Origin of the sequence: Mycobacterium sp. 134 (assembly GCF_048282715.1) — a bacterium.
Classification (GTDB): Bacteria; Actinomycetota; Actinomycetes; order Mycobacteriales; family Mycobacteriaceae; genus Mycobacterium; species Mycobacterium septicum.
In genome coordinates, this window is sequence record NZ_JBLVUN010000008.1 from 5218114 (window position 1) to 5244238 (window position 26125).

Annotated in this window: 26 protein-coding genes; 12 read left to right on the top strand and 14 right to left on the bottom strand. The window is 66.6% G+C overall.

Annotated features, from left to right (window positions below; all coding sequences use genetic code 11):
* The first annotated feature begins 113 nt into the window (after window positions 1-113).
* Together ACNQVK_RS29745 and ACNQVK_RS29750 are read left to right on the top strand one after the other, a co-directional pair.
* Complete coding sequence (locus tag ACNQVK_RS29745) at window positions 114-2063, top strand: PTS mannitol transporter subunit IICBA (RefSeq protein WP_418032392.1); 1950 nt, start codon at window positions 114-116, stop codon at window positions 2061-2063.
* 35 nt (window positions 2064-2098) lie between these two features.
* Complete coding sequence (locus ACNQVK_RS29750) at window positions 2099-2857, top strand: DeoR/GlpR family DNA-binding transcription regulator (RefSeq protein WP_211157833.1); 759 nt, start codon at window positions 2099-2101, stop codon at window positions 2855-2857.
* Here the strand turns inward: ACNQVK_RS29750 and ACNQVK_RS29755 are convergent.
* Entirely contained in the window at window positions 2821-3774 is a 954-nt protein-coding gene (locus ACNQVK_RS29755; RefSeq protein WP_418032393.1) for an alpha/beta fold hydrolase, read from the bottom strand. The two genes, ACNQVK_RS29750 and ACNQVK_RS29755, sit on opposite strands and share 37 nt — an antisense overlap.
* Before the next feature lie 13 nt (window positions 3775-3787).
* Complete coding sequence (gene glmS / locus ACNQVK_RS29760; RefSeq protein WP_418032394.1) at window positions 3788-5665, bottom strand: glutamine--fructose-6-phosphate transaminase (isomerizing); 1878 nt, start codon at window positions 5663-5665, stop codon at window positions 3788-3790.
* Between the two features lie 142 nt (window positions 5666-5807).
* Between glmS and ACNQVK_RS29765 the strand changes: the two genes are divergently transcribed.
* Complete coding sequence (locus ACNQVK_RS29765; RefSeq protein WP_418032395.1) at window positions 5808-6659, top strand: dienelactone hydrolase family protein; 852 nt, start codon at window positions 5808-5810, stop codon at window positions 6657-6659.
* 115 nt (window positions 6660-6774) lie between these two features.
* Window positions 6775-7923, top strand: coding sequence for an NDMA-dependent alcohol dehydrogenase (locus tag ACNQVK_RS29770; protein WP_418032396.1), 1149 nt, complete (start codon window positions 6775-6777; stop codon window positions 7921-7923).
* Here ACNQVK_RS29770 and ACNQVK_RS29775 read toward each other — a convergent pair.
* Window positions 7901-9691: a flavin-containing monooxygenase gene (locus ACNQVK_RS29775; RefSeq protein ID WP_418032397.1), complete on the bottom strand. Its 1791-nt coding sequence runs from the start codon at window positions 9689-9691 to the stop codon at window positions 7901-7903. The two genes, ACNQVK_RS29770 and ACNQVK_RS29775, sit on opposite strands and share 23 nt — an antisense overlap.
* A 62-nt stretch (window positions 9692-9753) precedes the next feature.
* Window positions 9754-10368: a TetR/AcrR family transcriptional regulator gene (locus ACNQVK_RS29780; protein ID WP_418032398.1), complete on the bottom strand. Its 615-nt coding sequence runs from the start codon at window positions 10366-10368 to the stop codon at window positions 9754-9756.
* 131 nt (window positions 10369-10499) lie between these two features.
* Between ACNQVK_RS29780 and ACNQVK_RS29785 the strand changes: the two genes are divergently transcribed.
* Entirely contained in the window at window positions 10500-11132 is a 633-nt protein-coding gene (locus tag ACNQVK_RS29785; RefSeq protein ID WP_418032399.1) for a TetR/AcrR family transcriptional regulator, read from the top strand.
* An 11-nt stretch (window positions 11133-11143) separates the two neighbouring features.
* Here ACNQVK_RS29785 and ACNQVK_RS29790 read toward each other — a convergent pair whose 3' ends face one another.
* Window positions 11144-12607, bottom strand: a complete 1464-nt coding sequence (locus ACNQVK_RS29790; protein WP_418032400.1) for an aldehyde dehydrogenase — start codon at window positions 12605-12607, stop codon at window positions 11144-11146.
* A gap of 86 nt (window positions 12608-12693) precedes the next feature.
* Between ACNQVK_RS29790 and ACNQVK_RS29795 the strand changes: the two genes are divergently transcribed.
* Complete coding sequence (locus tag ACNQVK_RS29795) at window positions 12694-13590, top strand: aminoglycoside phosphotransferase family protein (protein WP_418032401.1); 897 nt, start codon at window positions 12694-12696, stop codon at window positions 13588-13590.
* A gap of 56 nt (window positions 13591-13646) precedes the next feature.
* Window positions 13647-14429, top strand: coding sequence for a peptidoglycan recognition family protein (locus ACNQVK_RS29800; protein ID WP_418032402.1), 783 nt, complete (start codon window positions 13647-13649; stop codon window positions 14427-14429).
* 21 nt (window positions 14430-14450) lie between these two features.
* On the opposite strand, the gene ACNQVK_RS29805 is transcribed toward ACNQVK_RS29800, so the two are convergent.
* Window positions 14451-15425, bottom strand: a complete 975-nt coding sequence (locus ACNQVK_RS29805) for an MBL fold metallo-hydrolase (RefSeq protein WP_418032403.1) — start codon at window positions 15423-15425, stop codon at window positions 14451-14453.
* A 17-nt stretch (window positions 15426-15442) separates the two neighbouring features.
* Complete coding sequence (locus ACNQVK_RS29810; protein WP_418032404.1) at window positions 15443-15997, bottom strand: carboxymuconolactone decarboxylase family protein; 555 nt, start codon at window positions 15995-15997, stop codon at window positions 15443-15445.
* A gap of 137 nt (window positions 15998-16134) precedes the next feature.
* On the opposite strand from ACNQVK_RS29810, the gene ACNQVK_RS29815 reads away from it, so the two are divergent.
* On the top strand, window positions 16135-16683 hold the full coding sequence (locus tag ACNQVK_RS29815) for a TetR/AcrR family transcriptional regulator (RefSeq protein ID WP_418034420.1): 549 nt from the start codon (window positions 16135-16137) through the stop codon (window positions 16681-16683).
* Between the two features lie 37 nt (window positions 16684-16720).
* Here ACNQVK_RS29815 and ACNQVK_RS29820 read toward each other — a convergent pair whose 3' ends face one another.
* A complete protein-coding gene (locus tag ACNQVK_RS29820) occupies window positions 16721-17848 on the bottom strand; it encodes an FAD-dependent oxidoreductase (RefSeq protein ID WP_418032405.1) in 1128 nt (375 codons plus the stop codon).
* Between the two features lie 282 nt (window positions 17849-18130).
* Here ACNQVK_RS29820 and ACNQVK_RS29825 point away from each other — a divergent pair, with 282 nt between their 5' ends.
* The 3 genes from ACNQVK_RS29825 (at window position 18131) to ACNQVK_RS29835 (ending at window position 20468) form a co-directional block, all read left to right on the top strand.
* Window positions 18131-19171, top strand: a complete 1041-nt coding sequence (locus ACNQVK_RS29825; RefSeq protein ID WP_418032406.1) for an LLM class F420-dependent oxidoreductase — start codon at window positions 18131-18133, stop codon at window positions 19169-19171.
* A 112-nt stretch (window positions 19172-19283) separates the two neighbouring features.
* The gene (locus ACNQVK_RS29830) at window positions 19284-19718 is read left to right on the top strand and encodes a hypothetical protein (protein WP_418032407.1); all 435 of its coding nucleotides are present in this window, start codon (window positions 19284-19286) and stop codon (window positions 19716-19718) included.
* A 114-nt stretch (window positions 19719-19832) separates the two neighbouring features.
* Window positions 19833-20468 (top strand): hypothetical protein, encoded by a 636-nt coding sequence (locus tag ACNQVK_RS29835; protein WP_418032408.1) that lies wholly within the window; start codon window positions 19833-19835, stop codon window positions 20466-20468.
* 11 nt (window positions 20469-20479) lie between these two features.
* On the opposite strand, the gene ACNQVK_RS29840 is transcribed toward ACNQVK_RS29835, so the two are convergent.
* From ACNQVK_RS29840 to ACNQVK_RS29850, 3 genes are all read right to left on the bottom strand, one after another.
* Window positions 20480-20623, bottom strand: coding sequence for a hypothetical protein (locus tag ACNQVK_RS29840; protein ID WP_418032409.1), 144 nt, complete (start codon window positions 20621-20623; stop codon window positions 20480-20482).
* The gene (locus tag ACNQVK_RS29845; protein ID WP_418032410.1) at window positions 20620-21135 is read right to left on the bottom strand and encodes a TetR/AcrR family transcriptional regulator; all 516 of its coding nucleotides are present in this window, start codon (window positions 21133-21135) and stop codon (window positions 20620-20622) included. Before ACNQVK_RS29845 ends, ACNQVK_RS29840 begins: the two co-directional genes overlap by 4 nt.
* 79 nt (window positions 21136-21214) lie before the next feature.
* Entirely contained in the window at window positions 21215-21634 is a 420-nt protein-coding gene (locus ACNQVK_RS29850; RefSeq protein WP_418032411.1) for a hypothetical protein, read from the bottom strand.
* 29 nt (window positions 21635-21663) lie between these two features.
* On the opposite strand from ACNQVK_RS29850, the gene ACNQVK_RS29855 reads away from it, so the two are divergent.
* Complete coding sequence (locus ACNQVK_RS29855; protein WP_418032412.1) at window positions 21664-23085, top strand: PLP-dependent aminotransferase family protein; 1422 nt, start codon at window positions 21664-21666, stop codon at window positions 23083-23085.
* Here the strand turns inward: ACNQVK_RS29855 and ACNQVK_RS29860 are convergent.
* The 3 genes from ACNQVK_RS29860 to ACNQVK_RS29870 form a co-directional block, all read right to left on the bottom strand.
* Complete coding sequence (locus ACNQVK_RS29860) at window positions 23078-23389, bottom strand: ferredoxin (RefSeq protein WP_418034422.1); 312 nt, start codon at window positions 23387-23389, stop codon at window positions 23078-23080. The genes ACNQVK_RS29855 and ACNQVK_RS29860 overlap by 8 nt on opposite strands.
* Window positions 23377-24516 carry a Rieske 2Fe-2S domain-containing protein gene (locus ACNQVK_RS29865; RefSeq protein ID WP_418032413.1) on the bottom strand — a complete coding sequence of 380 codons (1140 nt, stop codon included), beginning with the start codon at window positions 24514-24516 and terminating at the stop codon, window positions 23377-23379. The genes ACNQVK_RS29860 and ACNQVK_RS29865 overlap by 13 nt, the downstream gene beginning before the upstream one ends.
* A gap of 125 nt (window positions 24517-24641) precedes the next feature.
* On the bottom strand, window positions 24642-26123 hold the full coding sequence (locus tag ACNQVK_RS29870) for a hypothetical protein (protein ID WP_418032414.1): 1482 nt from the start codon (window positions 26121-26123) through the stop codon (window positions 24642-24644).
* Window positions 26124-26125: the final 2 nt, after the last annotated feature.

The following is a 26125-nucleotide window of genomic DNA, read 5'->3' on the forward strand; positions in this document are numbered from 1 at the left end:
TTTCGTTGTGCCCATTTAAGCCCGATTGCTTGCACTGATGCCCACTTGTGCGGTGTACTGGGTGGGCATGTGACCGGCGTCACCCAGCAGCCGGCGAGATCGGAGGTCGTCAGATGTCCACTGTCGAAGCGCCACGCACCGGGGTTCGGGTGCACGTGCAGAAGCTGGGCACCTCACTGTCGAACATGGTGATGCCGAACATCGGCGCCTTCATCGCCTGGGGCCTGATCACGGCCCTGTTCATCGAGCAGGGCTGGCTGCAGGCCATCTTCTCCGGGCTCAGGGACCCCGACGGCTGGGTGGCCAGGATCGGCGGCTGGGGCAGCTATGACGGCGCCGGAATCGTCGGCCCGATGATCACCTACCTGCTGCCCGTCCTGATCGGATACACGGGTGGCCGGATGATCCACGGCAACCGCGGCGCCGTCGTCGGCGCGATCGCCACCATGGGGGTGGTCGCCGGCGCCGATGTCCCGATGTTCATGGGCGCGATGATCATGGGGCCACTCGGCGGCTGGGCGATGAAGAAGGCAGACGCGCTGTGGGAGGGCAAGATCCGGCCCGGTTTCGAGATGCTCGTCGACAACTTCTCCGCGGGCATCCTGGGCATGCTGCTGGCCATCTTCGGCTTCTTCGGTATCGGACCGATCGTGTCCTCGTTCACCCGTGCCGCCGGACACGCGGTGGATTTCCTGGTCAACAATGACCTGCTGCCCCTGACCTCAGTGCTCATCGAACCGGCGAAGGTGCTGTTCCTCAACAACGCCATCAACCACGGCGTGCTGACCCCGCTGGGCACCACCCAGGCACTGGACACCGGCAAGTCCATTCTGTTCCTGCTCGAGACCAATCCCGGTCCCGGCCTGGGAGTCCTGTTGGCGTTCATGGTGTTCGGCCGCGGCGCCGCCCGCGCCTCGGCGCCAGGCGCCGCGATCATCCAGTTCTTCGGCGGTATCCACGAGATCTACTTCCCGTACGTGTTGATGAAGCCCAAGCTGATCGCCGCCACCATCCTCGGCGGCATGACCGGCGTCTTCATCAACGTGCTGTTCGGTTCCGGCCTGCGCGCCCCGGCCGCACCCGGCTCGATCATCGCGATCTACGCGCAGACTGCCAGCGGCAGCTTCCTCGGTGTGACCTTGTCCGTGCTCGGGGCCACCGCCGTCTCGTTCGCCGTCGCCGCACTGCTGCTCAAGACCGACCGGGCCGATGCCGACCCCGATCTCGCCGCGGCGACCGCCGAGATGGAGGCGCTCAAGGGCAAGAAGTCCAGTGTCGCCTCCGCCCTGGTCGGTGCGCCGGGGGGTCCGGTGCGCAGCATCGTGTTCGCCTGTGACGCCGGTATGGGATCCTCGGCGATGGGAGCATCGGTGCTGCGCAAGAAGATCCGTTCCGCCGGATTCGGCGACATCGCCGTGACCAACCAATCGATCGCCAATCTCACCGACACCTACGACCTGGTGGTCACCCACCGCGACCTGACCGACCGGGCCCGCCTGAAAACCGGTTCGGCCGTCCATGTCTCGGTGGAGGACTTCATGAGTTCACCCCGCTACGACGAGATCGTCGAGATGCTGCGGAACACGAACTCGGCTGGCAGTGCCGTTGCCGAGGAAAAGCCCCAAAGCACCGAGAACGACGTGCTGCCGCTGGATTCGATCGTGCTGGCCGGCACCGCCACCTCGGCGGACGCCGCCATCGACGAGGCCGGTGCCCTGTTGGTTGCCGCGGACGCCGTCGACCCGGCCTACGTGGATGCGATGCACGAGCGGGAGAAGTCGGTGTCGACCTACATGGGCAACGGTCTGGCCATCCCGCACGGCACCAACGAGGCCAAGACCGCGATCCGCCGCACCGGGATCTCCTTCGTGCGCTACCCCGAACCGATCGACTGGAACGGCAAGCCCGCCGAGTTCGTCGTCGGCATCGCCGGCCTGGGCAACGACCACATGGCATTGCTGACCAAGATCGCGCACGTGTTCCTCGACAAGGACGAGGTGGCCCGGCTGCGGGCGGCGACCAGCGCCGAAGACGTGCGCGCGGTGCTTTCCGACAGCAAGTAGCCGACGCCGCACCCGGGTGCCCCAGAATGGCAAGCGTGGATTCAGATACCCGCCAGAGTCGCATCGTCGAGTTCGCGCGCAGCCGGGGCCGCGTCGACGTGCTGACGCTGGCCGAGGAACTCGACGTCGCGGCCGAGACCATCCGCCGCGACCTCAAGGCACTGGCCGGGAGACGACTGCTCAAACGGGTACACGGCGGAGCGATCCCACTGGAGACCGCGGCGTTCGAATCCACCGTCGAATACCGCAGCCAGGTGGACCTGGCCCAGAAGCACCGCATCGCCGCCGCGGCGGCACACCTGTTGCACGGCGCCGAAACCGTCTACCTGGACGAGGGTTTCACGCCACGGCTGATCGCCGAACAGCTCGCCGATGAGGAACTGACAGTGGTGACATCATCGCTGCTGGCCGCCGAGGCGCTGGCACACAGCGAGACCGTCACCGTGCTGATGATCGGTGGGCGTATGCGAGGGCGCACCCTGGCCACCGTCGACCAGTGGGCGGTGGAGCGACTGAACAGCCTGGTGATCGACATCGCGTTCCTTGGCACCAACGGGATCACGGTCGAACATGGCCTCACCACACCGGATCCCGCGGTGGCAGCGGTGAAGCAGACAGCGGTCAAGGTCACCCAACGGTGCGTGCTGGTGGCGGCGCATTCCAAGTTCGGGGAGACGAGTTTCTGCCGGTTCGCGCACGTCTCCGATTTCGAGTCGATCGTCACCGGCACCGAGTTGCCTGCGGAGGAAGCACAGCGCTATGAAGCGCTGGGGCCATCGGTGATCCGCACCTGAAGGCCGTCCCAGAACTGGCCCGCTCGTTGCGCAATCTCGTCCGGGTATTCGCCGTTGATGGCGTGAGATGCGTCCGGCCAGAGCTCGATCTCACCACGCGCCAACAGCTCTCGCGCCCGCGTGACAGCGTGCGCCGGGTTGAGCATGACACTGCGGCCCGCGATCAACGCCAGCAGCGGCACGTCGAGCCCCCGAAGCTGTTCATCGCTGAAGAGTTTCGGCATCGGCGTGCGCAGCGTGAAATCCTTTGCCCCCGCGTCGATCAGCGCGGCTTCCATGGCGGCGGAGTCCATGTCGGCCCCGCCGGATATCCAGCTCATCACCCGAAGCCGCCAGTTCTCGGGTACGCCCGGTGCGAGCATCGCCACCGAGGCCAGGATCGCCTTGACGGGAATGCCGGTGAAGGTGAACACAGGGTCGAGCAGGGTGAGCGACGCGATCCGGCCGGGCCGGTGCACCGCACCGTTGGCGGCGGTCCACCCGCCCATCGACACCCCGAGCAGGTGCGCCTTGTCGAGGCTCAGACCGGCCAGGGTCTCGTCCAGCCACTGCGCCTGGTCCGGCGCACCGCGAATCACCTTGTGCTGCACCGACAGACCAGCCTCGCCGAGCAGGTCGATGCCGTAGACGGTGCGGCGTTCCAGCAACGGCCCGAGGTTGGTTTCATACATCGGCGTCGACGCGTTACGGCCTGGCAGCAGGACGACCGGGGTGCCATCCCCTGGCCCTGCGAATCGGTAGGCCCGCACGTTCCCGAATGAAGTTGGCACGTCGAACAGTTCGAACGGCGGCAAGGCCGCCATCCCCGCCCGGTAGGCGCCCAGGAAATGCTCGAACGCGGCATCGGAGACGAACGCTCCCAGCCCACTGCGGTCCCACCGCCCGGCGATGTTGACCGTGGGAACCCGCAGATCCATCAGACCGCGAGCGCTATTCGACGGTGACGGACTTGGCCAGGTTGCGCGGCTTGTCGACGTCGTACCCGCGTGCCCGGGCCACCCCGGCCGCGAACACCTGCAGCGGGATGGTCGACAGCAACGGCTGGAAAAGCGTTGACACCGCCGGGATCTCGATCAGGTGATCGGCGTACGGCCGCACCGTGTCGTCACCCTCCTCGGCGATCACGATGGTCACCGCGCCGCGGGCCTGGATCTCGCGGATGTTGGACAGCAGCTTGGCATGCAGCATCTGCGCGTTCTTGGGCGACGGCATCACCACGATGACCGGCAGGTCCTCGTCGATCAAGGCGATCGGACCGTGCTTGAGCTCACCGGCGGCGAAGCCCTCGGCGTGCATGTAGGCCAGCTCCTTGAGCTTGAGCGCGCCTTCCAACGCCACCGGGTAGCCGACGTGCCGACCCAGGAACAACACCGTGGGCGACGTCGCGAACCGCTGCGCCAACTGCCCCACCGGCTCGATGCCGGCCAGCACCCGGCTGACCATGTCCGGCATGGCCTCCAGCTCGTGGTACTCGCGCTCGACCTCGTCGGGGTACTTGGTTCCGCGGGCCTGCGCCAGCGCCAGCCCGACCAGGTAGTTCGCGGCGATCTGCGCCAGGAACGTCTTGGTGGCGGCCACGCCGATCTCCGGCCCGGCCCGGGTGTAGAGCACCGCGTCGGCCTCGCGCGGGATCTGGCTGCCGTTGGTGTTGCAGATCGCCAGTACCTTGGCCTTCTGGGTCTTGGCGTGCCGCACCGCTTCCAGCGTGTCAGCGGTCTCGCCCGACTGCGAGATGGCGATCACCAAGGTGCTGCGGTCCAGCACCGGGTCGCGGTACCGGAACTCGCTGGCGAGTTCGACCTCGACCGGCAGCCGGGTCCAGTGCTCGATGGCGTATTTGGCCAGCAGGCCCGAGTGGTACGCGGTGCCGCAGGCGACGATGAAGACCTTGTCGATCTCGCGCAGTTCCTGATCGGACAGGCGCTGCTCGTCGAGCACGATGCGGCCGTCGACGAAATGCCCCAGCAGGGTGTCGGCGACCGCGGCGGGCTGCTCGGCGATCTCCTTGAGCATGAAGTAGTCGTAGCCACCCTTTTCGGCGGCGTCGAGATCCCAGTCGATGTGGAATTCCCGGTAGTCCCGACCGGCCTGCAGATCGTCCCGGCCGAAGAAGTCGGTGATCCGGTAGCCGTCGGCGGTCAGCACCACCGCCTGGTCCTGGCCGAGCTCCACGGCGTGCCGGGTGTGCTCGATGAACGCCGCCACGTCTGAGCCGACGAACATCTCGTTGTCACCGATGCCGACGACGAGCGGGGTGGACCGGCGAGCGGCCACGATCGTGCCCGGATCGTCGGCGCTGGCGAACACCAGGGTGAAGTGGCCTTCCAGGCGCTGCAGTACGGCCAGGACGGACGCCGGGAAGTCGCCGGCGGTGTCGCCGTTGGCGTACTGACGGGCCACCAGGTGGACGGCCACCTCGGAGTCGGTGTCGCTGGCGAACTCGACCCCGTCGGCTTCCAGCTCGGCGCGCAGGCCGGCGAAGTTCTCGATGATGCCGTTGTGGACGACGGCGATCTTGCCCGCGGCGTCGCGGTGCGGGTGTGCGTTGCGGTCGGTGGGCCGGCCGTGGGTGGCCCACCGGGTGTGGCCGAGGCCGGTCGTGCCGGTCAGCACGCCGTCGTCGGTCTCGGCGAGGGCGGTCTCCAGGTTGGCCAGGCGTCCGGCGCGGCGACGCACCGTCAACCCGCCGTTGTCGTCGATCAGCGCGATTCCCGCGGAGTCGTAACCCCGGTATTCCATCCGGCGCAGCGCGTCGACGACGATGCCGCGGGCCGGGCGCGCCCCGACGTAGCCGACGATTCCACACATAGGGTCCCAGGGTAGTGCAGTCGGAGCCCTGGCCCGATTCTGCGCGACGGCGTTTGACGCATATCACCGCGAAAGCACCCGGGCGCGCCTCAGGTTCAATTGGCGCTCACGCGCCGCTGCGGCCCTGCGCTACGGTCAACGCGTGGCCAGCACAAAGAAGCTCTTCGCAGGGTTGACCCGCCGCGGACCGCATCGCGTTCTGCGTGGTGACCTGGCGTTCGCCGGCATGCCGGGAGTGGTGTACACGCCGGAGTCCGGCTTGAACCTGCCCGGTGTGGTGTTCGGCCACGAGTGGATGACGCAGGCGGACAACTACACGCACACGCTGGAGCACCTGGCCTCCTGGGGCATCGTGGCGGCCGCCCCCAACACCGAGACGAGTCTGGCGCCGTCGGTGCTCAATTTCGCCTTCGACCTGGGCGCGGCCCTCGAGATCATCACCGGGGTGCGGCTGGGGACCGGCAAGATCAGCGTGCACCCGGGCAAGCGAGGTGTGGTCGGACACGGTTTCGGCGGGTCCGCCGCCGTCTTCGCCGCCGCAGGCATGGGCGGCGACGCACACCGCCCGAAAGCCGTGGTGTCACTGTTCCCGACGGTGACCAAGCCGCCGGCCGAACAACCGGCGTCGACGCTGAAGGTGCCCGGGCTGGTGCTGACCGCCCCTGGCGACCCGATGACGCTGCGCTCGAACGCCGTGGAGCTGGCCCGGGCCTGGGAGGGCGCGACGCTGCGGACGGTGAGCAAGGCGCAGGCCGGTGGGCTGGTCGAGGGCCGTCGGCTGGCCCGATTCATCGGCTTGCCCGGCGCCGACCGGGACACCCAGAAGATCGTTCGCGGCCTGCTCACCGGATACCTGCTGGCCACGCTGGCCGGCGACAAGACCTACCGCGATTTCTCCGATCCCGAGGGCGACCTGCCGCACACCGAGCCGGCCGACCCCAACGCCGATCCGGTCGCGCTCGAGGACAAGGTGGTCGCTCTCCTCAAGCCGTGATGCAGTCCGTGTGACACGGCCTGAGTCCGCCCGGCGGTCGATATGATCAACTGATCATTAATTCGGCACTTTCTGCGCGACCCTGACCTGTCACATAGATCGGAGACGGATGCCGATGAGGAGTCGAGCCGCCATCGTCTACGAATACGGCGGCCCCTGGCGGGTGGAGGAGTTCGAACTCGACCCCCCGAAGGCCGGCGAGGTGCTGGTGCAGCTCGCCGCCGCAGGGCTGTGCCACTCCGACGACCACATCCGTCGGGGCATCATGGTTCCCCCGCAGAACGGCGGCCTCCGCCCACCGATGACCCCGAGCATCGGCGGCCACGAGGGCGCGGGCGTGGTGGTCGAGGTCGGCGACGGTGTCAGCCGGTTCGCCCCGGGCGACCACGTGGTGACGTCGTTCGTCGCTGTTTGCGGCGAATGCCGATGGTGCACAACCGGTATGGAATACATCTGCGATGCCGGGGCTGGAACGCTGATGCCGGGCATGCCCACGGATGGAACCTTTCGCCACCACACCCTCGACGGCGGCAACCTCGCCCACGTGTCCAAGATCGGGGCTTTCGCCGAGCACACGGTGGTATCGGCGGCCTCCCTGGTCAAGATCGAGCCACACCTCCCCCTGGTCCCGAGCGCACTTCTCGCCTGCGCGGTGCCGACCGGTTACGGCTCGGCCGCCAATCGGGGCGGCGTGCGCGGCGGCGACACCGTCGTGGTGATCGGCGTCGGCGGGATCGGCACCGCCGCCGTCCAAGCCGCCCGCATCAACGGTGCCGCGTCGATCGTCGCCGTCGATCCCGTTGATTTCAAACGGAAGTCGGCACTGACCTTCGGCGCCACCCACGTGGCGGCCACCGCCGACGAGGCGTTCGACCTGGTTCGCGAGCTCACCCGCGGGGTGATGGCGGACAGCGTCGTCGTGTCCCCATCGGAGATCGGCGAATCCGACGTCGTCGACGCGCTGAGTCTCACACGCAAGGGTGGGACATGTGTACTCACCGCCATGTCGGCACCGGGCACCCGTCCGTTGGATTTCAACCTTCAGGACCTCGTCCTGATGAACAAGAACCTGTGCGGCACCATCTTCGGCTCGTGCAATCCGAAGGCGGACATCCCACGTCTGGCCGGTCTGTACGATTCCGGGCTGCTGCAGCTGGACGAGATGATCACCAAGCGCTATCGCCTCGACGACATCAACGATGCCTACGCCGACCTCGCCCAGGGCGAATTGATCAGGGGCGTCATTGATTTCGGGATCGCATAGCCGCCCCGGCGATGTCAAGGCCATCCAGGTTTCCATCAGTCCGCCACGCAGCCAGGATGTCCGCGTATTCCATCGGACTGCCGAAGAAGAAGCTGCCCTGACGTAAACTCACGTCGGCCTGACCCTCGCGGTTGTAGTACCCCGGCGTGCACGACTCACGCCGGCCGGCGATGACATCGGAACGCTCCACCACAGTGTCGACCCACGCCGATTCCGCGTCGGCGGTCGCTTCGATCACGGCAGCGTCGTGCTGCAGCGCCCAGGCGATCGTCCACGCGATGTGACGGGACTGGGTGTCGATGAGGTAGGGAAAATTCACCGTGAAGCCCGATTGGGCGATGCTCTCGATGAAGCAGTTCGGGAAGCCGTTGACCTGTAAGCCGTGGAACGTACGCACACCGTCGGCCCACTTGTCGGTGAGCGTCAGGCCGTCACGGCCGATGATCTCGAATCCGGTGCGGCGTGCGTACTCGGTGCCCACCTCGAAACCGGTCGCGAAAATCAAACAGTCCAAGGGATATTCGACGTCATCGACGACTACGCCGTGCTCGCCGATCTGCTGGACACCGCGGCCGCGGGTGTCGACGAGGGCGACGTTCTCGCGATTGAACGCCTGGAGGTACTCATCGTGGAAGCAGGGGCGTTTACAGAAGTAGCCGTACCACGGCTTGAGCGCCTGCGCGGTAGCGGAATCAGTCACGACGGCATCGATCCGGGCCCGGATTTCTTCCATCTTGGCGAAGTCCGCGAGCTCGGCGGTGCTCGGACCACCGTCCGCGTCGTGCCGCACAATCGGCAGCTTCTTGGTGAGGCTCGTCCACGCGTCGTCGACCAGGTCCTCGTCGGCTTGTCCACCGGCGGTGAGCATCTGAAAGTTCTCGATGCGGCGCCGTTGCCATCCAGGCTCCAGAGAGGCCGCCCACTCCGGATCGGTGGCCCGGTTGGCACGGACGTCGACCGTCGAGGGGGTGCGCTGGAAGACGTACAACTGCCCGACGGAGGCGGCCAGCCGCGGGACGCACTGGATCGCGGTCGCGCCCGTACCGACGATGCCGACCCGCTTGTCGGCCAGGTTCTCCAGATGCGCGCCGGTGTACCCGTAGTCCCACCGGCTGGTGTGGAACGTGTGCCCGCGGAACGACCCCATTCCCGGAATCCCCGGCAGCTTGGGCTTCTGCAGGTAGCCGTTGGCCATCGCCACGAACCTGGCCCTGATGGCGTCGCCATGGTTTGTGGTGATGAGCCACCGTGATTGCTCAGGCATCCAGCGGATTTCGCGTACCTCGGTCTGCAGGCACGCATTGCGGTACAGGTCGTAGTGCCGAGCGATGCGCTGGCAGTGCGCGAAGATCTCCGCGCCCTTCGAATACTTCTCGGTGGGAACGTAGCCGAGCTCCTCCAGCAGCGGCATGTACACGTACGACTCGACGTCGCAGGCGATACCCGGATACCGGTTCCAGTACCAGGTGCCGCCCACGTCGGCCGCCTTGTCGATCAGTCGCACGTTCTCGACACCGAGCTCGCGCAGCCGCGCTCCGATCAACAGCCCACCGAATCCGGCGCCGACGATTGCCACGTCCACGTCGTCGGCGAGCGGCTCTCGGGTGAAGTGCGGGTCAGCCCACGGGTCTTCACCGAAGCCGGCGAATCTGCCCGCTATCTCCACGTATTGGGCGATGCCATCGGGCCTCAGCCGTCGCTGGCGCTCGGCCGCATACTTCCGGCGCAACTCATCGACGTCAATGTTCGAGCCGTCAGCGTCGGTCACCAGCCGACTATATAATCAATCAATTGATCACATCAACGGAACGCCGGAGGGCTCGCGGAGCGTCAGGGCTCGCAGAAGAGCGTCCCGCGGATCATCTGTTTGGCAGCGTTCAGTGCCCGCTGGTACGTCTGCGGCGACTGCGTCGCGGCCAACTCGGTGAGGCCGTAGACCAGGGCATAGATCGCCTCTACCGTCGCATCGCCTTGCACTCCCCCGGGACGGTCCCGACAGGCATCGTCGACGATGCCTTTGACGATGTCGCGCAGAGCCCGGAAACCGCCGTCACCCGCGCCGTCCGGATAGACGGCGACGGCGCTCTGACCGCGAATGGCCCACTCGAACGCGGCGAGCTCGGGATACTCCCGCATCAACCGACCGGACTCGTCGAGCACGGCATCGATCCGGTCGATGGCATCGCCAGGTGTGTGCGCTGCGCCCCGCAGCCGCGGAAGCGCGATGTCGGCCCGAGCCGCGATCGCCGCCTCCATCAACTCCGACTTGGTCGAAAAGTAGTTGTACAGGTTCGCACTCGTGATTCCCGCGCTGCGGGCGATCTCCCGAATCGTCGCCCTGGCGTAGCCGACCTCGGCCACGCAGTGCATCGTCGCAGCGATGATCCGCCGGCGCGTCTCTTCACCGTTCGCGCCGACTGGGCGACCCAACTGGGGTGTCGCCATCGCCGGCTCCCTCCGGTCTGGGCCCTGCTCCAAGACGCAGGCCCGATCGTCCTTCGGATGGTAGCGCGCAAACAGCACCAGAGCCGCGGTCGAACGGCCCGTCGGCTCGACAGCCGACATATGCTGGGCCCATGACGGCGCCTTCTCCGCAGCTCGGCCGCCCGGTGGGCGCCAGCGGCGAAGCGACCCGGGAGCGAATCATCGCCGCCGCCATGCGATGTGTCGCCGAGGTCGGCTACTCGAAGGCGACCATTCGCGAGATCGCCCGCACCGCAGAGATGACCAGCGGCAGTCTGTACCACTATTTTTCGAACAAGTCGGACTTGCTGGACGCCACGGTGACCAGAATCCAGGAGATCACCCTCCCCCGGCTGCGGGCCGCCGCCCAGAGCCGCACCGACGTCATCGACCGCCTCGATGCGGTCCTCGACGCATCCGAGGAATTGTTGCGCGAGTATCCCCACCTCGCCGCTTTCGAGCAGGAAATGCGAGCGGAAGGCTCGGCGCTGCCCCGAGGGGACGCTCGTGCCGACGCCGGATTCGAGGCGCTACACAACATCTTTCGCGAGATCATCGGCGACGCGCAGCGGCAGGGAGCGTTGGCCGATGACGCCGGCGCCGCCGGGGCGACCGACGCGCTCTACGCGCTCAGCCGCGGCTTGACCGCGCAGGCAGCCAACCTCTCACCTGACGCCTACCGGGCCACCACCGACGCGGCCAAGCGACTGATCCGTGGGACAGTGCTGCCGGCGCACGACAAGTGAGGTGCGCAAAGTCAATTCACCGCCTCGGCAATCGCTTTGGTCTCAAGGTATTCTTCGAAGCCGGCCAGGCCCATCTCACGGCCGATGCCTGACTGCTTGTATCCCCCGAACGGCACGTCAGGCGAATACCACTGGCCGCCATTGACATTGATCGTCCCGGTCCGTAGCCGCGACACGATCCAGGAGACTCGTTCGGGGTCCGCACCGAAGACGGTGCCGGACAGCCCGTAGGGCGAATCGTTGGCGATGCGCACCGCGTCGGCGTCGCCGTCGTGGGCCAGCACCACCAGGACCGGTCCGAAGATCTCTTCCCGGGCCACCCGTGCATCGTTGGTCAACCCGCTGATCACCGTCGGCTCGATGAAGAAACCCGCGCCGGAGGGCCGGCCGCCACCGCAGGCGAACGTGCCGCCTTCTTCGAGCGCCAGGTCCAGATAGCCTTGCACCCGGTCTCGCTGCCTGGCCGAAATAAGCGGTCCGCAAAGGACATTCGGGTCGCTTGGGTCCCCGAACGGAATCTGCGCCATCGCCTCAGCGGCAGCAGTGACCGCTTCGTCGTACCGGTTCCGGGGCACCACGAGGCGAGTGGTCAGCGCGCAACCTTGACCTGCATGGGTCGTCACGGCGAATGCGGCCCTCGTGCAGGCCGCAACGAGGTCGGCATCGTCGAGTACGACGAACGCCGACTTGCCGCCGAGTTCGAGAAAGATCTTCTTGATGGTTTGAGAGGCTGCCGCCATCACCGAGCGGCCCGTCGCGGTGGAACCGGTGAAGGAGACGGCGTCGACACGCGGATCCTCGGCGAGCATGGCACCGAGGCGGTGATCGGACGACGTGACGATGTTGACGACCCCCGGTGGAAAGTCGGTCTGCTCCGCGATGATCCGACCGACCTCTGCCGCACACCACGGGGTATCGGGCGCCGGTTTGAGCACCACCGTGTTTCCGGCCGCAAGCGCCGGCCCGAGCTTGGCGAACGTCACCTGATGCGGAAAGTTCCACGGCGTGATCGCCCCGACGACACCGAACGGCTCGCGCACGAGCGTGCGCCGCGTCGGCACTCCGAGCGGCTCCGCCACCCCGAGATCGACGCGCCACGGGTACCTTTCGGCAGTGTCGGCGGGGAACGCCAGGTCGTTGATCGGACCCTGCAGATGTCCGCTCTGGGTCAGCCGCAGCGGCGCGCCGGCCTCCGCGACGGTGATGGCGCGCAGTCGCTCGATGTCGGCGTTGAGCGCGTCGCGCAACTGCCGCAGGCAATGCACCCGCAATGCGACGTCGCGTGACCAGTCCGTCTCGTCGAACGCGGCCCGCGCCGAATCGATGGCGCGGTCCATGTCGGCCGCGTCACCGTCAGCGGCCGTGCCGAGCAGTTCCTCGGTCGCCGGGTTGATGGTCGGGAATGCGCCGCCACCGCCGGGCGCCAGCCGGCCGTCGATGAGGAGCGGGGTCACCGCGCCGGCGGTCACTGTCATTGCAGCAGCGTAGTGACGGGCCGCTCGTGTAATCAAGCAGTTGATCACATAATGGCGGCCGCGGCGCGTCCGTAAACTGAATTCGCGTGACCGACCCCGAGATCGAGATCACCGCAGATCTGGTCCGCCACCTGCTGCAGGACCAACATCCAGACCTTGCAGGGCTGGCCATCCGCGAGGTGGCGGGCGGCTGGGGCAACCAAATGTGGCGCCTTGGGGATGAGTTGGCCGTGCGCATGCAGCGCATGGACCGAACCCCGGAACTCCAGCTCAAGGAGCGACGGTGGCTACCTGTGTTGGCCCCGCGTCTGCCGCTCCCGGTGCCGACCCCGGTGCGGTTCGGCGAACCGTCCGACCGCTTCCCCAAGCACTGGACGGTGATGACGTGGGTTCCCGGCGAGCCGCTGGACCACAAAGCGATCAGCCGCGGCACTCATGCGGCCGACACGCTCGCGGGCTTCCTGCGGGCGCTTCATGTGGAGGCACCCGCCGAGGCGCCGATCGCCACAGACCGCGGGGCCCATCCCAGGAACTGCACGGACGGCTTCGAGAACTTCTTCCAGGCCGTTGTTCCCGAAGACATCGCCACCGACGTCCGAACTGTCTGGAACAAAGCCGTGGCGGCCCAGGCATGGGAGGGCCCGCCGGTGTGGGTGCACGGCGACCTCCATCCCGCCAACGCCATCGTCTCGGCCGGAACGCTCTCGGGCATCGTGGACTTCGGTGACCTGTTCGCCGGCGATCCCGCGTGGGATCTCGCAGCCGCATGGGTACTGCTACCGGCGGGCACGGCCGCACGGTTCTTCGACAGGTACGCACAAGCAGATGAGGCGGCGATCCGGCGCGCCCGCGGGCTGGCCGCCATGAAAAGCCTCTTCCTGATGCTCATGGGGCAGAACGGAGATAGGGGCCTCCCCGGCGGCAAGCCGCACTGGGGTCCCGTAGGCCGGGCCGCACTTGACCGTGTTCTGACGGGCGTTTGACGCACGCTGCTTCGAAGCGCCCGTGCCAGGACGGGCAGCTACGTATCGTGACCACGATGGACACGCAGCCCAGCCGTGGACCAGGGACGCGGCTCGACGCACTGAGTCGACGGCGGCTGATGCAGATCGGTGGCAGCCTCGGGTTGGCCGCGACGCTCGGCGCTTGCGCCGAGAACGCCGGTTCGAGCTCGGCGCCCGCTGCGCCGCCAACGAACGCCACGCCGGTCCCGGCCACCCCGATGGCCAGCGGGCAGCCCCTTGCCCAGATCTGCCGGCAAGCGTGGGGCGCGGCACCGGCCCGACCTGGTGGACGTCCCCACACCATCACGCGAATGACGTTGCACCACAGCGCTGTTGTTCTCGGCGAGAATCGATTTGCCCCAAGCCGATTACGCCAGCACCAGCGCTACCACCAGAATGACCATGGATGGATCGACATCGCCTACCACGTCGGCGTCGACCGCAACGGCAACATCTACGAGCTACGCACCCCCGACCTCGCCGGCGACACCGCGACCAACTACGACCCAGCCGGACACTTCCTCGTCCTATGCGAGGGCGACTTCGACCAGGAACCCGTCACCGACGCCCAACTCACCGGTGCGGCAACAGCATTCGCCTGGGCCGCCCAGCAGTTCCACCTGGCCAGCGGCACCCTCGGCGGGCACCGGGACTTCGCAGACACCTCCTGCCCCGGTGCCAACCTCTACGCCCGTCTCACCTCAGGTGATCTACACACACGGATCGACGCCCTGCTCGCCGCCGGGCCCGTCGACCTGCAACGCCTCTGCGGCGAAGAGGCAGCTGCCCGCGTGGCGGACATCGAAGCCGGTCAGTGAGAGTTCGATTGCACGCATTTCCTACTCCTGCCCGGTTGTGTGCCGAGTGAGTTGCGACGCGATGGACTCGATCGCCTGGGTGAGGTCCAGATACGGGATGTTCGGGTCACGTTCGTGATAGATCGCGGTGACGATGATCGGCAGCGTCGCGGTGGCTTCCGGATAGTTTTGGATGTCCATTCGCGCCACGGCCTCGGCCACCGGCACCCCTTGGTCGTAGAGTCGCGTCGCATCGGTGTGCAGGTTCGACCAGAATCGGATTCCGCGATCGATGGCCGCGTTGATCTCATCCCCGACGAGTACGGGGCCGTGGCCTGCGACGACTTTCCGGGCTCCGAAGGCGCGGATACGCTCCAGCGCTTTGATCCAGTTCGGAATCGAACCCGACCAGGTGACCGCAACAGGGTTGTGGGTCAACAGGTCTCCCGCGTACAGCACACCCAACTCGGGCAGATAGGCGATTGCGTCGCCCACGGTGTGCGCCGGCCCGAGTTCGTGGAGCTCGACATCGAGTTTGCCGACGCGGAACGAGTTTTCGCCGGTGAATGTGGTGTCGGCGGCACGTACCCGCACCTCAGAGAAGTCGAAGGGTCGCCCCAGCGGTTCCAGTGCGTGCAGGGCGCCGCCGGGTTTGGTCTCCGTCCCAAGCAGTTTCGCCGTGAGGTCGGCATGCTCCTGCGTCATCAGCGCACTTGCGGCCTCGCTGGTGATGATCTCGGTATCGGCGGAAAACACCTGGTTGCCGAAGAAATGGTCGCCATCGGTGTGGGTGTTGAAGACGTACCGCACCGGCGCGGTCGCGGTCAGCTCGTCCATCTGCGCGCACATTGCCCGCGCATGTCGCACGTCGTAGAGCGTGTCGATCACCAGTGCTTCACCCGCGCTGACCACCAGACCCGCATTGGCCAGGCCGAGCGCCTCGTTACCGGAGAGAAATACATGCGCTCCGCCGCCGAGGTCGAACAAGCCTTCCTCAAAAGGAATTTCGCCTGTCATCGTCCATCCTTCGCTTGCTATTCGTGCAACTTGGCAGCGGCTTCGGCCAGAATGCTCGGGGAATCGGCGTCGTCATCTTCAGGCATGATGCCCATGGTGTTGATGAACAGTGCGGTCATCACGTAGTGCCCAGTCAGCAGGGTGATCTCGGCAATGTCGTTGTCGGAGTAGAACTCCTGCATGCGCGCGGTGCCAGCTACACCACCGCCCTCGATCCGCGTCAGCAGGTCGTCGACGAATGCGATGAGCGCATCGACACGCCGGTCCCCGAACGACGTGGCCCCGGATAGCACGTGGTCGATCGTCGAATCCGAGATTCCAGCCTCGCGCGCCTCGCGCACATGGTGATGGATCTCGTACTCGGCGCGTGTCACCGCGCCGACTCGCAAGATCACCAGCTCCCGCGTTTCAGGCGACAAGGCGCCCGTACGAAAGGAAAGGCCGAGTGCCAGGTAAGGCTTCGCGCTCGAGCTGGTCATAGCCAAACCCCGGGACAGGTTGGCCGGAAACAAGTCGTAGACCTCGCGCCCTGCGGGATCGAGATCAGCGACATCTGGCAATCGGACAGCCATGAACTCCCACCTCCATAAGATACGTACCGTTTCTTATATTCGAGATGGTAGCGCGGCCCATTAAGATACGCAACGTGCCTAATCGAAGGGTGGCCGCAGAACCCGAGCCCGTTTCACGGCGCCGGGACGAGGTGCTGATGTCGGCGATCCGTGATGCCACCTGGGCTGAGCTGCTGGATCACGGATACTCCGGCGTCACGTTCGAAGGCGTAGCGCGCCGCGCGAAGACCGGAAAACCGGTCCTCTATCGCCGCTACAGTTCTCGTGCCCAGATGGTCACCGATGCCCTCCCAACACTTCGCACGCCACCCGCCGCAGTGCCATCCCAGAACCTTCGCGACGACATCGTGACCATGGTCGAGTCCCTGATCAACCAGTGGCACGAAATCGGAATCGATACCTACCGCAGTCTCATCGCCGAATCCGACGACGCCACACTGCAAACTTTCCAGACGAAGGTGGCCGCGCAGACCGACCACACGATCCGCCGGGCACTCGAAGCCGCGCGCGATCGAGGCGAGATAGGGCCTGCCGAGATTTCGGACCGGGTGGCGCTGAGCATCCTGGCACTCATGCGCAATGAATTGCTGTTCGCCCGCAACCCGATCCAATCGAGCACCGTCGCCGAGCTGGTCGACGACATCTACCTGCCGGCGATCGACGCGGCATCCCGCAAGCAGTCGTAGCGGTCGGGCACGCTGGATCCGTAACACGCCGACGACTTCACTCCACGGCGTGACCGAAGATCTCCACGACGCTGTGCGCCGCGTCGTCTCCGAAGAACAATTCGAGGTTGCGCGCACTTTCCCGGGCGAATTCCAGGCTACGCGAGAACAGGTCGCGTTCGTACGAGGCGAGCGCACCTTCGATGTCCCCGGCCCGCGACGCGATCGCTTGGCCGAGTTCGGCCGCGTCGTACATGGCCAGGTTGGCTCCCTGTCCCGCGAAAGGTGACATCAGATGGGCCGCGTCACCCAACAAAGTCAATCCCGGCAACCGGTTCCATCTGTGTTCGACTGGAAGCACGTAGATGGGACGCAGCACCGGCTCGGCACGATTCGCGTCAAGAAGGCCGGTCAGTCGAGGCGACCATCCGTCGAACTCCGCCGCGAAGTAGCGCGACAAACTCGTCGTATCGCTTAGATCGATCGAAGTGAGCCGGTCCAGCGCCGTATTCACGGCGGCGTAGCCGGTGAGCGTGCCATCGCGATTGTGATGCACGAGGATGCCTCGCCCAGAAGCGACCGCGATGAGAGTGCCGCGTCCGACGACCTCGGCGCACGCGGCATGCTGTGGTCCGCCGTCGATACGCAGTTCGATGAAGCACGTGCCCGTGTACGAGGGCTCCGCACCGGACAAACGTCGCCGGACTACCGACCAAGCGCCGTCAGCCCCCACGATCAGATCAGCGCATGCCGAGGACCCACTGCCGAACGTGATGATCTGCCGCCCATCATCATTCGGTGTCACGGCAACGACCTTGTGGTTCCAACGGACGGTACCGGCCGGTAGCGAGTCGAGCAGCATTCTTCGGAGTTCACCGCGGTCCACTTCGGGCCGGGTCCCCCGATCCGTACCGGGGCGGTCCAACAGGACGTTGGCGTCACGGTCAACGATGCGTTTGGCATCCTCACCGGGGCGAACCAGATGCAGAAAAGCGTCGAACAGACCTGCGGTCCTGAGAGCGACCTGCCCGGTGTCGAGATGCATGTCCAAGAGACCGCCCTGCCCCCTGGCGTCGGGGCCGGCCTCGGCTTCGTAGACCGTCGCAGCCACACCCTGGGTGCGTAGCACGCGGGCGAGCGTAAGCCCTCCCAGTCCGGCGCCGACGATGGCGATTGAATTCGTCATTCCTGCGCTCCTGTAAACAGCCTCACCGGCGGTGAGGACTTCGGAGACGCTGGGCATCCTGCGATCACGCAGGAATGCCGTGCACGCGACCGCACTGCCAATTCGATGTCAGGAGGTCGTTTTTCGCGACGACCGCGAGATTAATTGCGGTTGCCGACTTTCGCAATGCCGGCTGCGGACAAGCCGGCCAGCACACGATGCGACCACCGCGACATCTCCGTACCACCCCAGCAACGGCGGGCCCCGCACCCAACCAACTGGTTGGGTTGCTACACTCCTGCGATGCGCACTGGCATCTTCCTGAGTTATGCCGGCGGCTTCAAAGAGGCTGCCGACCAAGTCGTCGAACTGGAGAAGGTGGGCGTCGACATCGCCCTGGTCGCCGAGGCGTACTCGTACGATGCGATCAGCCAGCTCGGCTACCTGGCCGCCAAGACCTCCACCATGGAGCTCGGCACCGGCGTGGTCCCGATCTACACCCGCACGCCGGCCCTGATGGCCATGACCGCGGCCGGGGTCGACTATGTGTCCGACGGCAGGTTCCGCCTCGGCATCGGCACCTCTGGCCCGCAGGTGATGGAGGGCTTCCACGGCGTGCCGTTCGACGCGCCGCTGGGCCGCACCCGTGAGGTGGTCGAGATCTGCCGCAAGGTGTGGCGCCGCGAGAACCTGGACTACGACGGCAAGTACTACCAGCTGCCACTGCCCGCCGACCGCGGCACCGGCCTGGGCAAATCGCTGCACTTGATCAATCACCCTGTCCGTGAGCGCATTCCGATCACCATCGCGGCGCTGGGGCCCAAGAACGTGGAGCTGACCGCCGAGATCGCCGAGGGCTGGCAACCGGTGTTCTACCTCCCGGAGAAGGCCGACGACGTCTGGGGCGACGCCCTGCGGGCCGGAGCCGCCAAGCGCGATCGGGCGCTGGGACCGCTGGACGTCATGGTCAGCGCCAGCCTGGCCATCGGCGACGACGTCGATGACCGGCTTAACTGGGCGAAACCCCAACTGGCGCTGTACATCGGCGGCATGGGCGCACGCGGGCAGAACTTCTACCACAAGCTGGCCACCCGGTACGGCTACGGCGAGGTCGCCGACCACATCCAGGACCTGTTCCTGGCGGGCAAGAAGGCCGAGGCCATCGCGGCCGTCCCCGACGACCTGGTGCGCAACGTGTCGCTGGTCGGGCCGAAGGGATTCGTCAAAGAGCGGCTCGCCGCATACGCCGAGGCCGGGGTGACCACGATGCTGGTGCACCCGCTGGCCACCGATACCGCCGAGACCGTGAAGTTCTGCGAGGAGCTCGTCGCGCTCACCCAGTAGCACCCGTCAAAAAATTTGACGGGTTGCAAAATTGCAGTACCCGACTACTCACATCACCTCCCCTGGGACAAGTGACCATCAACGGGTCACACCGCCCCAAGGGAGATGAGAGATGGTTCGTTCGTACCTCGGCACCAGTGGTGCTGTCGCAGGCGCAGGCATCGTCGCGTTGGGCCTGGTGGTCGTAACCCCGTCGGATGCCGACGCCGCGGGCATCGACATGCGGGCCGTGCGCGTGGCGTCCGTCGCCTTTCCCTCAACGCCTCCCCCGGGTCTGCAGGTGGTCACAATCCGCGCCGCCGACCAGACGGGCGCACTGACGAACCGACAATCGGGGAACCCTGCCGCTCCGACCGACCCGGTCATGTTCCTCACCGAGAACGCCCAGATCCTTGCTGACGGCATCGGGCAATCGGCCAATCGCGCCACGCTCGCTGTGGTCGGTGAGGCAGTGCTTCCGTTCGTGACCGCGTTCTTGGCCGTGGCGTCGCCCACCCGGATTCCCACGATTCTCCTTCTGGCGCAGGAGTCCTCGGAATCCATCTAGACCGGGGCGCTGAACACCAAATTCGGGCTCGGTTACGACGAATTCGTCCCCGGCTTCTACATTCCGGCCGACGTCGAGCCCACCGGCAACCCCAGCGACGCCCATGACTACGCATTGCGCCAGATCGTCGACGGCGCCGTCCTGCCCGCGACGGTCGTAGCCGTCAACCAGGTGGCCGCCAACCTCACCGAAGCGGGCGCCCCCGAGGTCATCGAGCAACTACTGCTTTCGTCGGAAAAGCTTGGTGCCACTGCTTTTCAGGTAGGGGCATATGTCCGCGCCTCGGCGGTATCGGCCATCCAGGAACCCATCCTCGCGGCCACCGAGGGCGGTGACGTCGGTGCCGCCCTCCAGGAAGGGGCCAGGCAGGTTCAGAAGGCCGTGTTCGGCGACCCGGACGCCGCCGACGCCCACGTCGACCCGTACGACGCAACGAGTCCCACTGCTCCGTCGCTGGCGAAGCTGGGTGCGATCGGATCGGTGACCACCGTCGCGCGGCAGGAAACCGAGAAGATCGCCGGTTCGCTGGTCCCCTCAAGCAATGTGCGCACTGCGGTCGACAATCAGGCGAGTTTCGGCAACGGACGCACTATGGTCCGATCCTCGGACACCGACAGTTCCACGACCAAGAGCACCGCGAACCCGACCAGGAAGAAGCCGGTGAGCGATGCAATCACCAAGGCGCGCAAGGACATCAGCCACGCCGCCTCCCAGGTGCGCGACAACCTCAAGAAGGCGGTGGGCCAGTAGGGTCGCCGCTGTCAGGCAGATGTCGTGGGTGCCGGACGCTTGCCGAGTGCCGCATTCAGGAGCAACGATTCGAAAAGCCGGTTCACGCCGGCCATCTCGCCTGGTTCGGTGACGGCCGCCGCGTGTGCGAAGCCGTCGACAATCGCACCGATCACCCGCGCCACCTGCACCGGGTCGTACTCTGCGGAGATCCGCCGGCCCGCTGACCATCGACGACAGACCGGGCCAGCGCGTCGGTCATCCGGGCGCCCTGCTTCGAGTAACCCGCGACCAGCTCTTGGTGCCGACGGGCATCGATCGGTGCAGTCGCGACGAAGCCGGCAAGTTCGGGATACTCGCGGTTGATCCGCATCGATTCGGTCAACGCCGCCCGCAGTAGTTCGTCCATCGAGTGCGGCCCGGCCATGGCCGGTGCGGCACTGGCCAGGATCTTGCCGTAGACGTCATCACAGACCGCCTCGAACAACTTGTTCTTCGTCCCGAAGTGGTAGTAGACCGAGCCCGCAGTCACGCCGGCCATCTCAGCGATCAGGTTGTTGGTCGCGGGTCCGTAACCGAACTGCGCAAAACACCGACACGCTGCATCGATGACCCGTTGGCGGGTATCGCCGCTGTCGATACCGGCGGGCCGTCCCGGTCCAGTTCTGGCGGTCTTGGGCGCGCTCATCGGACCATCTTGACGCAGAGACACGGGGTCCGGGGTGACCACGTCAGTTGTCAACGGTGCCGCCCGCCAACCGCCGCGACTACTGCCCGATCCATTCCCGGGCCCGCGCGAGGGTGCCCGCCCGATCAAACGTGTCGGCCTCCCAGGTGGTCGACCGGACGTCGCCGCGGCCTCCGTAGCGGCGCATGACGTCGACGTGGTGCGGCAGCCCGATAAACCGCTGCAGTGCTTCGGTATCGGTCCAGACCGAGATCGACCCACTGAGGCCCGAAGCGGGCATGCTCCACAACCAGAGGCCGACCGCGCCAGGCATGGCATACCAGCCTTCCCGCATCCGCATCCCGTTGTAGGCGACGCCCGGCAGATGCCGGAGAGAATGCGCGGCGTATTCGGTCACGCTGATGACGACAGGCCGGTCGCCGGCGGAGGCGGGCCCCGGCATCCAGGAGACGATCAGCGGTCGGGCGACGGCTGAGGCGAGGTTGTTGATCGAAGACATGCCATCACGATCGCTCCTAGTATTGGTATATGTCAGGGTCCAATTGTGGAGGCGATCAGCAGACCAATTTTGCTGATACCGGATTTCCCCCGGATCTTCTGGTCACCCTGGACCGGTCGTCGCGCGACGGGCTCGCAATGCAGTTGCAACATCAACTCCGCGTGGGGATACAGCAGGGCCGGCTCGCGGGGGGCTCACTCCTACCGCCGTCCCGCGCGCTGGCAGCACAGCTCGGCGTGGCCCGCAGCGTCGTCGTCGCCGCCTACGAACATCTGGTCGCCGATGGCTACCTGACCGGACGCCAAGGTTCCGGAACCAGGGTCAAACAGGTTGCCCCACAACCATCTCCGCACGTACGTCGAGCGCGGGATCCGGCCGCGCCGTTGGGCGGCGGCCTGCCGGACGCCGCATTGTTTCCGCGTACCGAATGGCTGCGGCACTACCGCAACGCTCTCACCGAGGTGCCCAACGCCCAGCTCGGCTACCCCGGCCCGCTCGGAACTCGCCCGCTGCGCGAAGCCCTCTCCGATTACCTGGCCCGGGTACGCGGAGTTGCGACCACACCCGACCGGATGATCGTCACATCGGGTCTCACTCAGGGGATCGTGTTGCTGGCCCGGTCACTGCGGGCGCGGGGATGCCGCACCCTCGCCGTGGAGGACCCGTGTTTCGGATTTCACCGCGACGCCATCGCACGCGCCGGGCTGCGCGTGGTGCCGGTACCGGTCGACGAGAACGGGCTCGAAGTTGCGAGATTGGCTGAACTCGACGTCGACGGCGTGCTGGTGACTCCCGCCCACTCGTATCCGACCGGTGTCGTCCTCGCCGCGGACCGCAGGGCAGCGCTGATCGAATGGTCCCGCGACCGGAATACGCTGATCATCGAAGATGACTACGACGCCGAATTCCGTTATGACAGAAGCCCTGTCGCTGCCTTACAAGGACTCGACCCGGATCGCGTAGCCTATGCGGGCTGCGTGAGCAAAACGCTGACTCCCGCCCTGCGACTCGGTTGGATGGCGCTGCCGCCCTGGCTGGTGGAGTCCGTCGCGGCCGAAAAACTGCACGACGACATGGGCAACTCCGCGCTCGAGCAACTGGCCCTGTCCCGGTTCATCGGTACCGGCGGGCTGACTCGCCACCTGCGGCGGGTGCGCCCGATGTATCGCCGGCGACGCGACGCCATGCTCGCGGCGATCAGCGCGTCGATGCCTCAGACGCGGCCGACGGGAATCGACGCCGGCCTGCACGTCTACCTTCGGCTGCCGGGCAACTCGGACGAGGACACCGTCGTCGCCACCGCCCGGGACCGGGGACTGCGTCTGGACGGTGCCCGCTGGAATTGGGCCGACCCAGGTTCAGCTCCGCCGGCCCTGGTGATCGGATATGGCGCACTGGGCGAGGACGCGATCCGCGACAGCATCAGCCGGCTCGCGTCGATCCTCACCTGATCGACGGGGCGTCAGACCTGGTATCCGCGTCGGCCAGGCGCAGGCCCCCCTCGATGGTGGCCGCCATGACCGAAGCAGCCATCGCATCGCAGCCGAGGAACAGTCCGCGGCTACCGTGGCCGGCCAGCGCCTCGGCGTCGCGACGCTGAGGGCACCGCCCGGAGGCTGCGGCATTCCATTGCACGCTGGTCTGCTGCCAACTGCTCTTGCGGGCCAATACGACTGCGCCGCAGCTTCGGCACGACACCGGCATCATCGGCAGTTCTTCGAGACGAGGGTCGAGGCGGACGGTCATGGCACGGATTGGGCGGTGGCGCGGGCAGCGATGTTGTCTTCGATCTCCTGCGCCCACGCGCGCTGAGCACTCGTGGTGTCGACCTCGTATTCGAAGCGGTCGACCATGTCGGCGGCCACCGCGCCGGCGTCGACGTAGAACTGTTCGTACCAACGGCGCAGCTGGTACACCGGCCCGTCTTCCTCACACAGCAGTGGGTTGTCGATGCGCGCCTTGGTTTTCCAGATCGCCACGTCTTGTTCGAAGCCGATCTTGACCCAGTCGCCCAGCGCGACGGCGTTCTGCATGGCCAGCTCGGCGGACAGCCCTTCGGCCTTCTTGACGATGATGCCGTATTGCAGGACAAACGAATTCGCGTCGATCGGATAGTGGCAGTTGATCAGCACGCTGTAGTGGTCGGCGTCGGGGTAGTGGTACGTCAGGTCGTCGATCATGAAGGCCGGTCCGTAGTAGGACGCCACCGATGTGGTGCCCAGCATCGTCGAGCCACCCACATCGTCACGGTCGGCACGGGTATCGGCGTTCATGTACTGGGTGGCGATGTGGCCTTCGAAGATGTTCTTGAAGTAGGTGGGCATCGATCCGTGCACGTAAAAGAAGTGCGCCATGTCCACCACGTTGTCCACCAACTCACGGCAGTTGGCGTTGACCACCGTTGTGTACCAATGCCAATCGGTCCACTCATCGCTGGAGGCGCCTTCGATGCGCGGAATCGTCGCATCGGCGGGCGGGGGTTTGCCCTCGGGATCGTTCCAGACGAACAGCATCCCGTCCTGCTCAAGGGTCGTCCAGGTGACGGTCCGAGCCAGACGGGGGGCGCGCTTGCCGTACGGCACGCTCTTGCAGCGTCCGTCGCCGCCCCACCGCCAGTCGTGGAAGGGGCAGGCGATCTCATTGCCCTTGACCTGGCCTTGGGACAGGTCACCGCCCATGTGCCGGCAGTATCCGTCCAGCACGTTGATCTTGCCGTCGCCGCTGCGGAACACGACGAGCTTCTGACCGAAGACGTTGATCGAGTGCGGTTCCCCGTCACCGAGGTCGCGAGTCAGTCCGAGACAGTGCCAGCCACGGGCGAAACGCATCGGCGGCGCTTCGGCCTCGATCTCGCGCACCTCGCACTCGGATTCCATTGCCATCGAGAACACCTCCGAAATCTCGCGGTGACTGTGCTTCACGTCACAACAAGGTCTAACACTCAGCTGTCCACTCCGGCGCCGAAAGTCCCACTGGCAGGGATCGAAATCCGATTCGGCGCGGACGTCTAGCCGCCGACCTGCGGCAGCGCGTCGGCAGCGATCTCACACGGTGTCTTGTCCGCGGGTGCCACCAATGGCTCGGCCGGCGGGGTCGGGGCAACCGGCGGCGTGACGACGGGCTGCGATTCGACGGCATCGGCGGCCGGGTCAACGGGCGCGGGCGCGTCGGGCGAATCCTCCTCGACCGTTTGGTCGTCGGCGGCCGTGTCGGTGTTCTCTTCGGTGTCCTCTTCGGTGTCCTCTTCGGTGCCAGCGTCTTCGGCTGTGGGCGCCTCGTCGTCGTCCGACTCGCGGTCGTCCTCGTCGTCGTCCGATTTGTCGAGATTGTCGGCGTCGTCGGCCGCGTCAGATGTCTCCGGGATGTCGAGTTGCCCAGGCAGCGCAGCGTCGGTCTCCGGACCCAGCGATCCGTCCGAGGTCGATCCGATCAACCCGCCGAACAAGTCCGCGAGTTGTTGACCGATCCCGGACAACCCGGATCCCTCTCCCGACAACCCGGCCCCGGACAGTCCACTGCCGAGCGGCGAACCCCATCCCGCTGCGGGATCAGGTGCGGCAGGATTGGTGACCGGTGGAGCCGACGGCGGGATCGGATCGGCAGCCGCCGGCGCGAAAGGCGGTGCTGCAGCGGCAGTCTGCGGGCCCATCTGCGGCATGCCCGCCGCGGCTGCCGGGGCCGACACCGGCACGGCGCCGGAGGCAACGGGCGCCACGAATCCGGCGGGAACCGTTCTGGCACTGCTCATCGGCGGGTCCACCGAAACCGCTGCACCGCTGCGGGGCGTCCACGACGGTCCGAGATCACCGGGGATCTCGAACACCGGAACCGGGCGATCAGTCAGCGCCGTGATCGCGGCACCGTAGGCGTCGTCCACCGCGGTGGTCACCGAACGCATCGCCGCCACCCAGTCCGCACCGATGTCGTTGTCGACGAACGGTTTCACCTGGGCATCGATCAGTTCACTGGCGGCGGCGCGATCTCCGAGCCCGGTCCGCACGGTGCGGGCCGCGGCCAGCCAGGTATCGCGTTGTGCCGCACAGCGCGTCGCGATGCCTTCGGTGGCCGCGACCTTGCTGTCGACGGCCCGGCACAGCTGATCACGCAACGCGGCCATGGTGTCGGCCGCTCTCCGAACAGCGGCAGCGGCCTGCTGCGCCGCCTCACCGTGGCGCAGCAGAAAATCATGCGCGGCCTGCGCGCCGGCTCCCTGCCAGGCCTGGGTCAGTGCCGTGAGCTGATCGTCCTGCAGTCGCAGCGCCTGCTCGGCCGAGCCCGCGGCCGCCGCCAGGGCCGCACAGTCGCTGTCCAGCGTCGCGAGGTCCAGGCCGTCTTCGGTGGCGTACCAGTCGTGCACCTGGCCCACGTGTGCGGTGAGGTCCGGATGCTGATAACCCAGCAGCCCACAGGCCCAGACGAATTCGGCGAAATTCTCGACCGTGGGCTGACCCCGATCCAAACGTGCTGCGGCATCCACGGTTTGGGCCACGC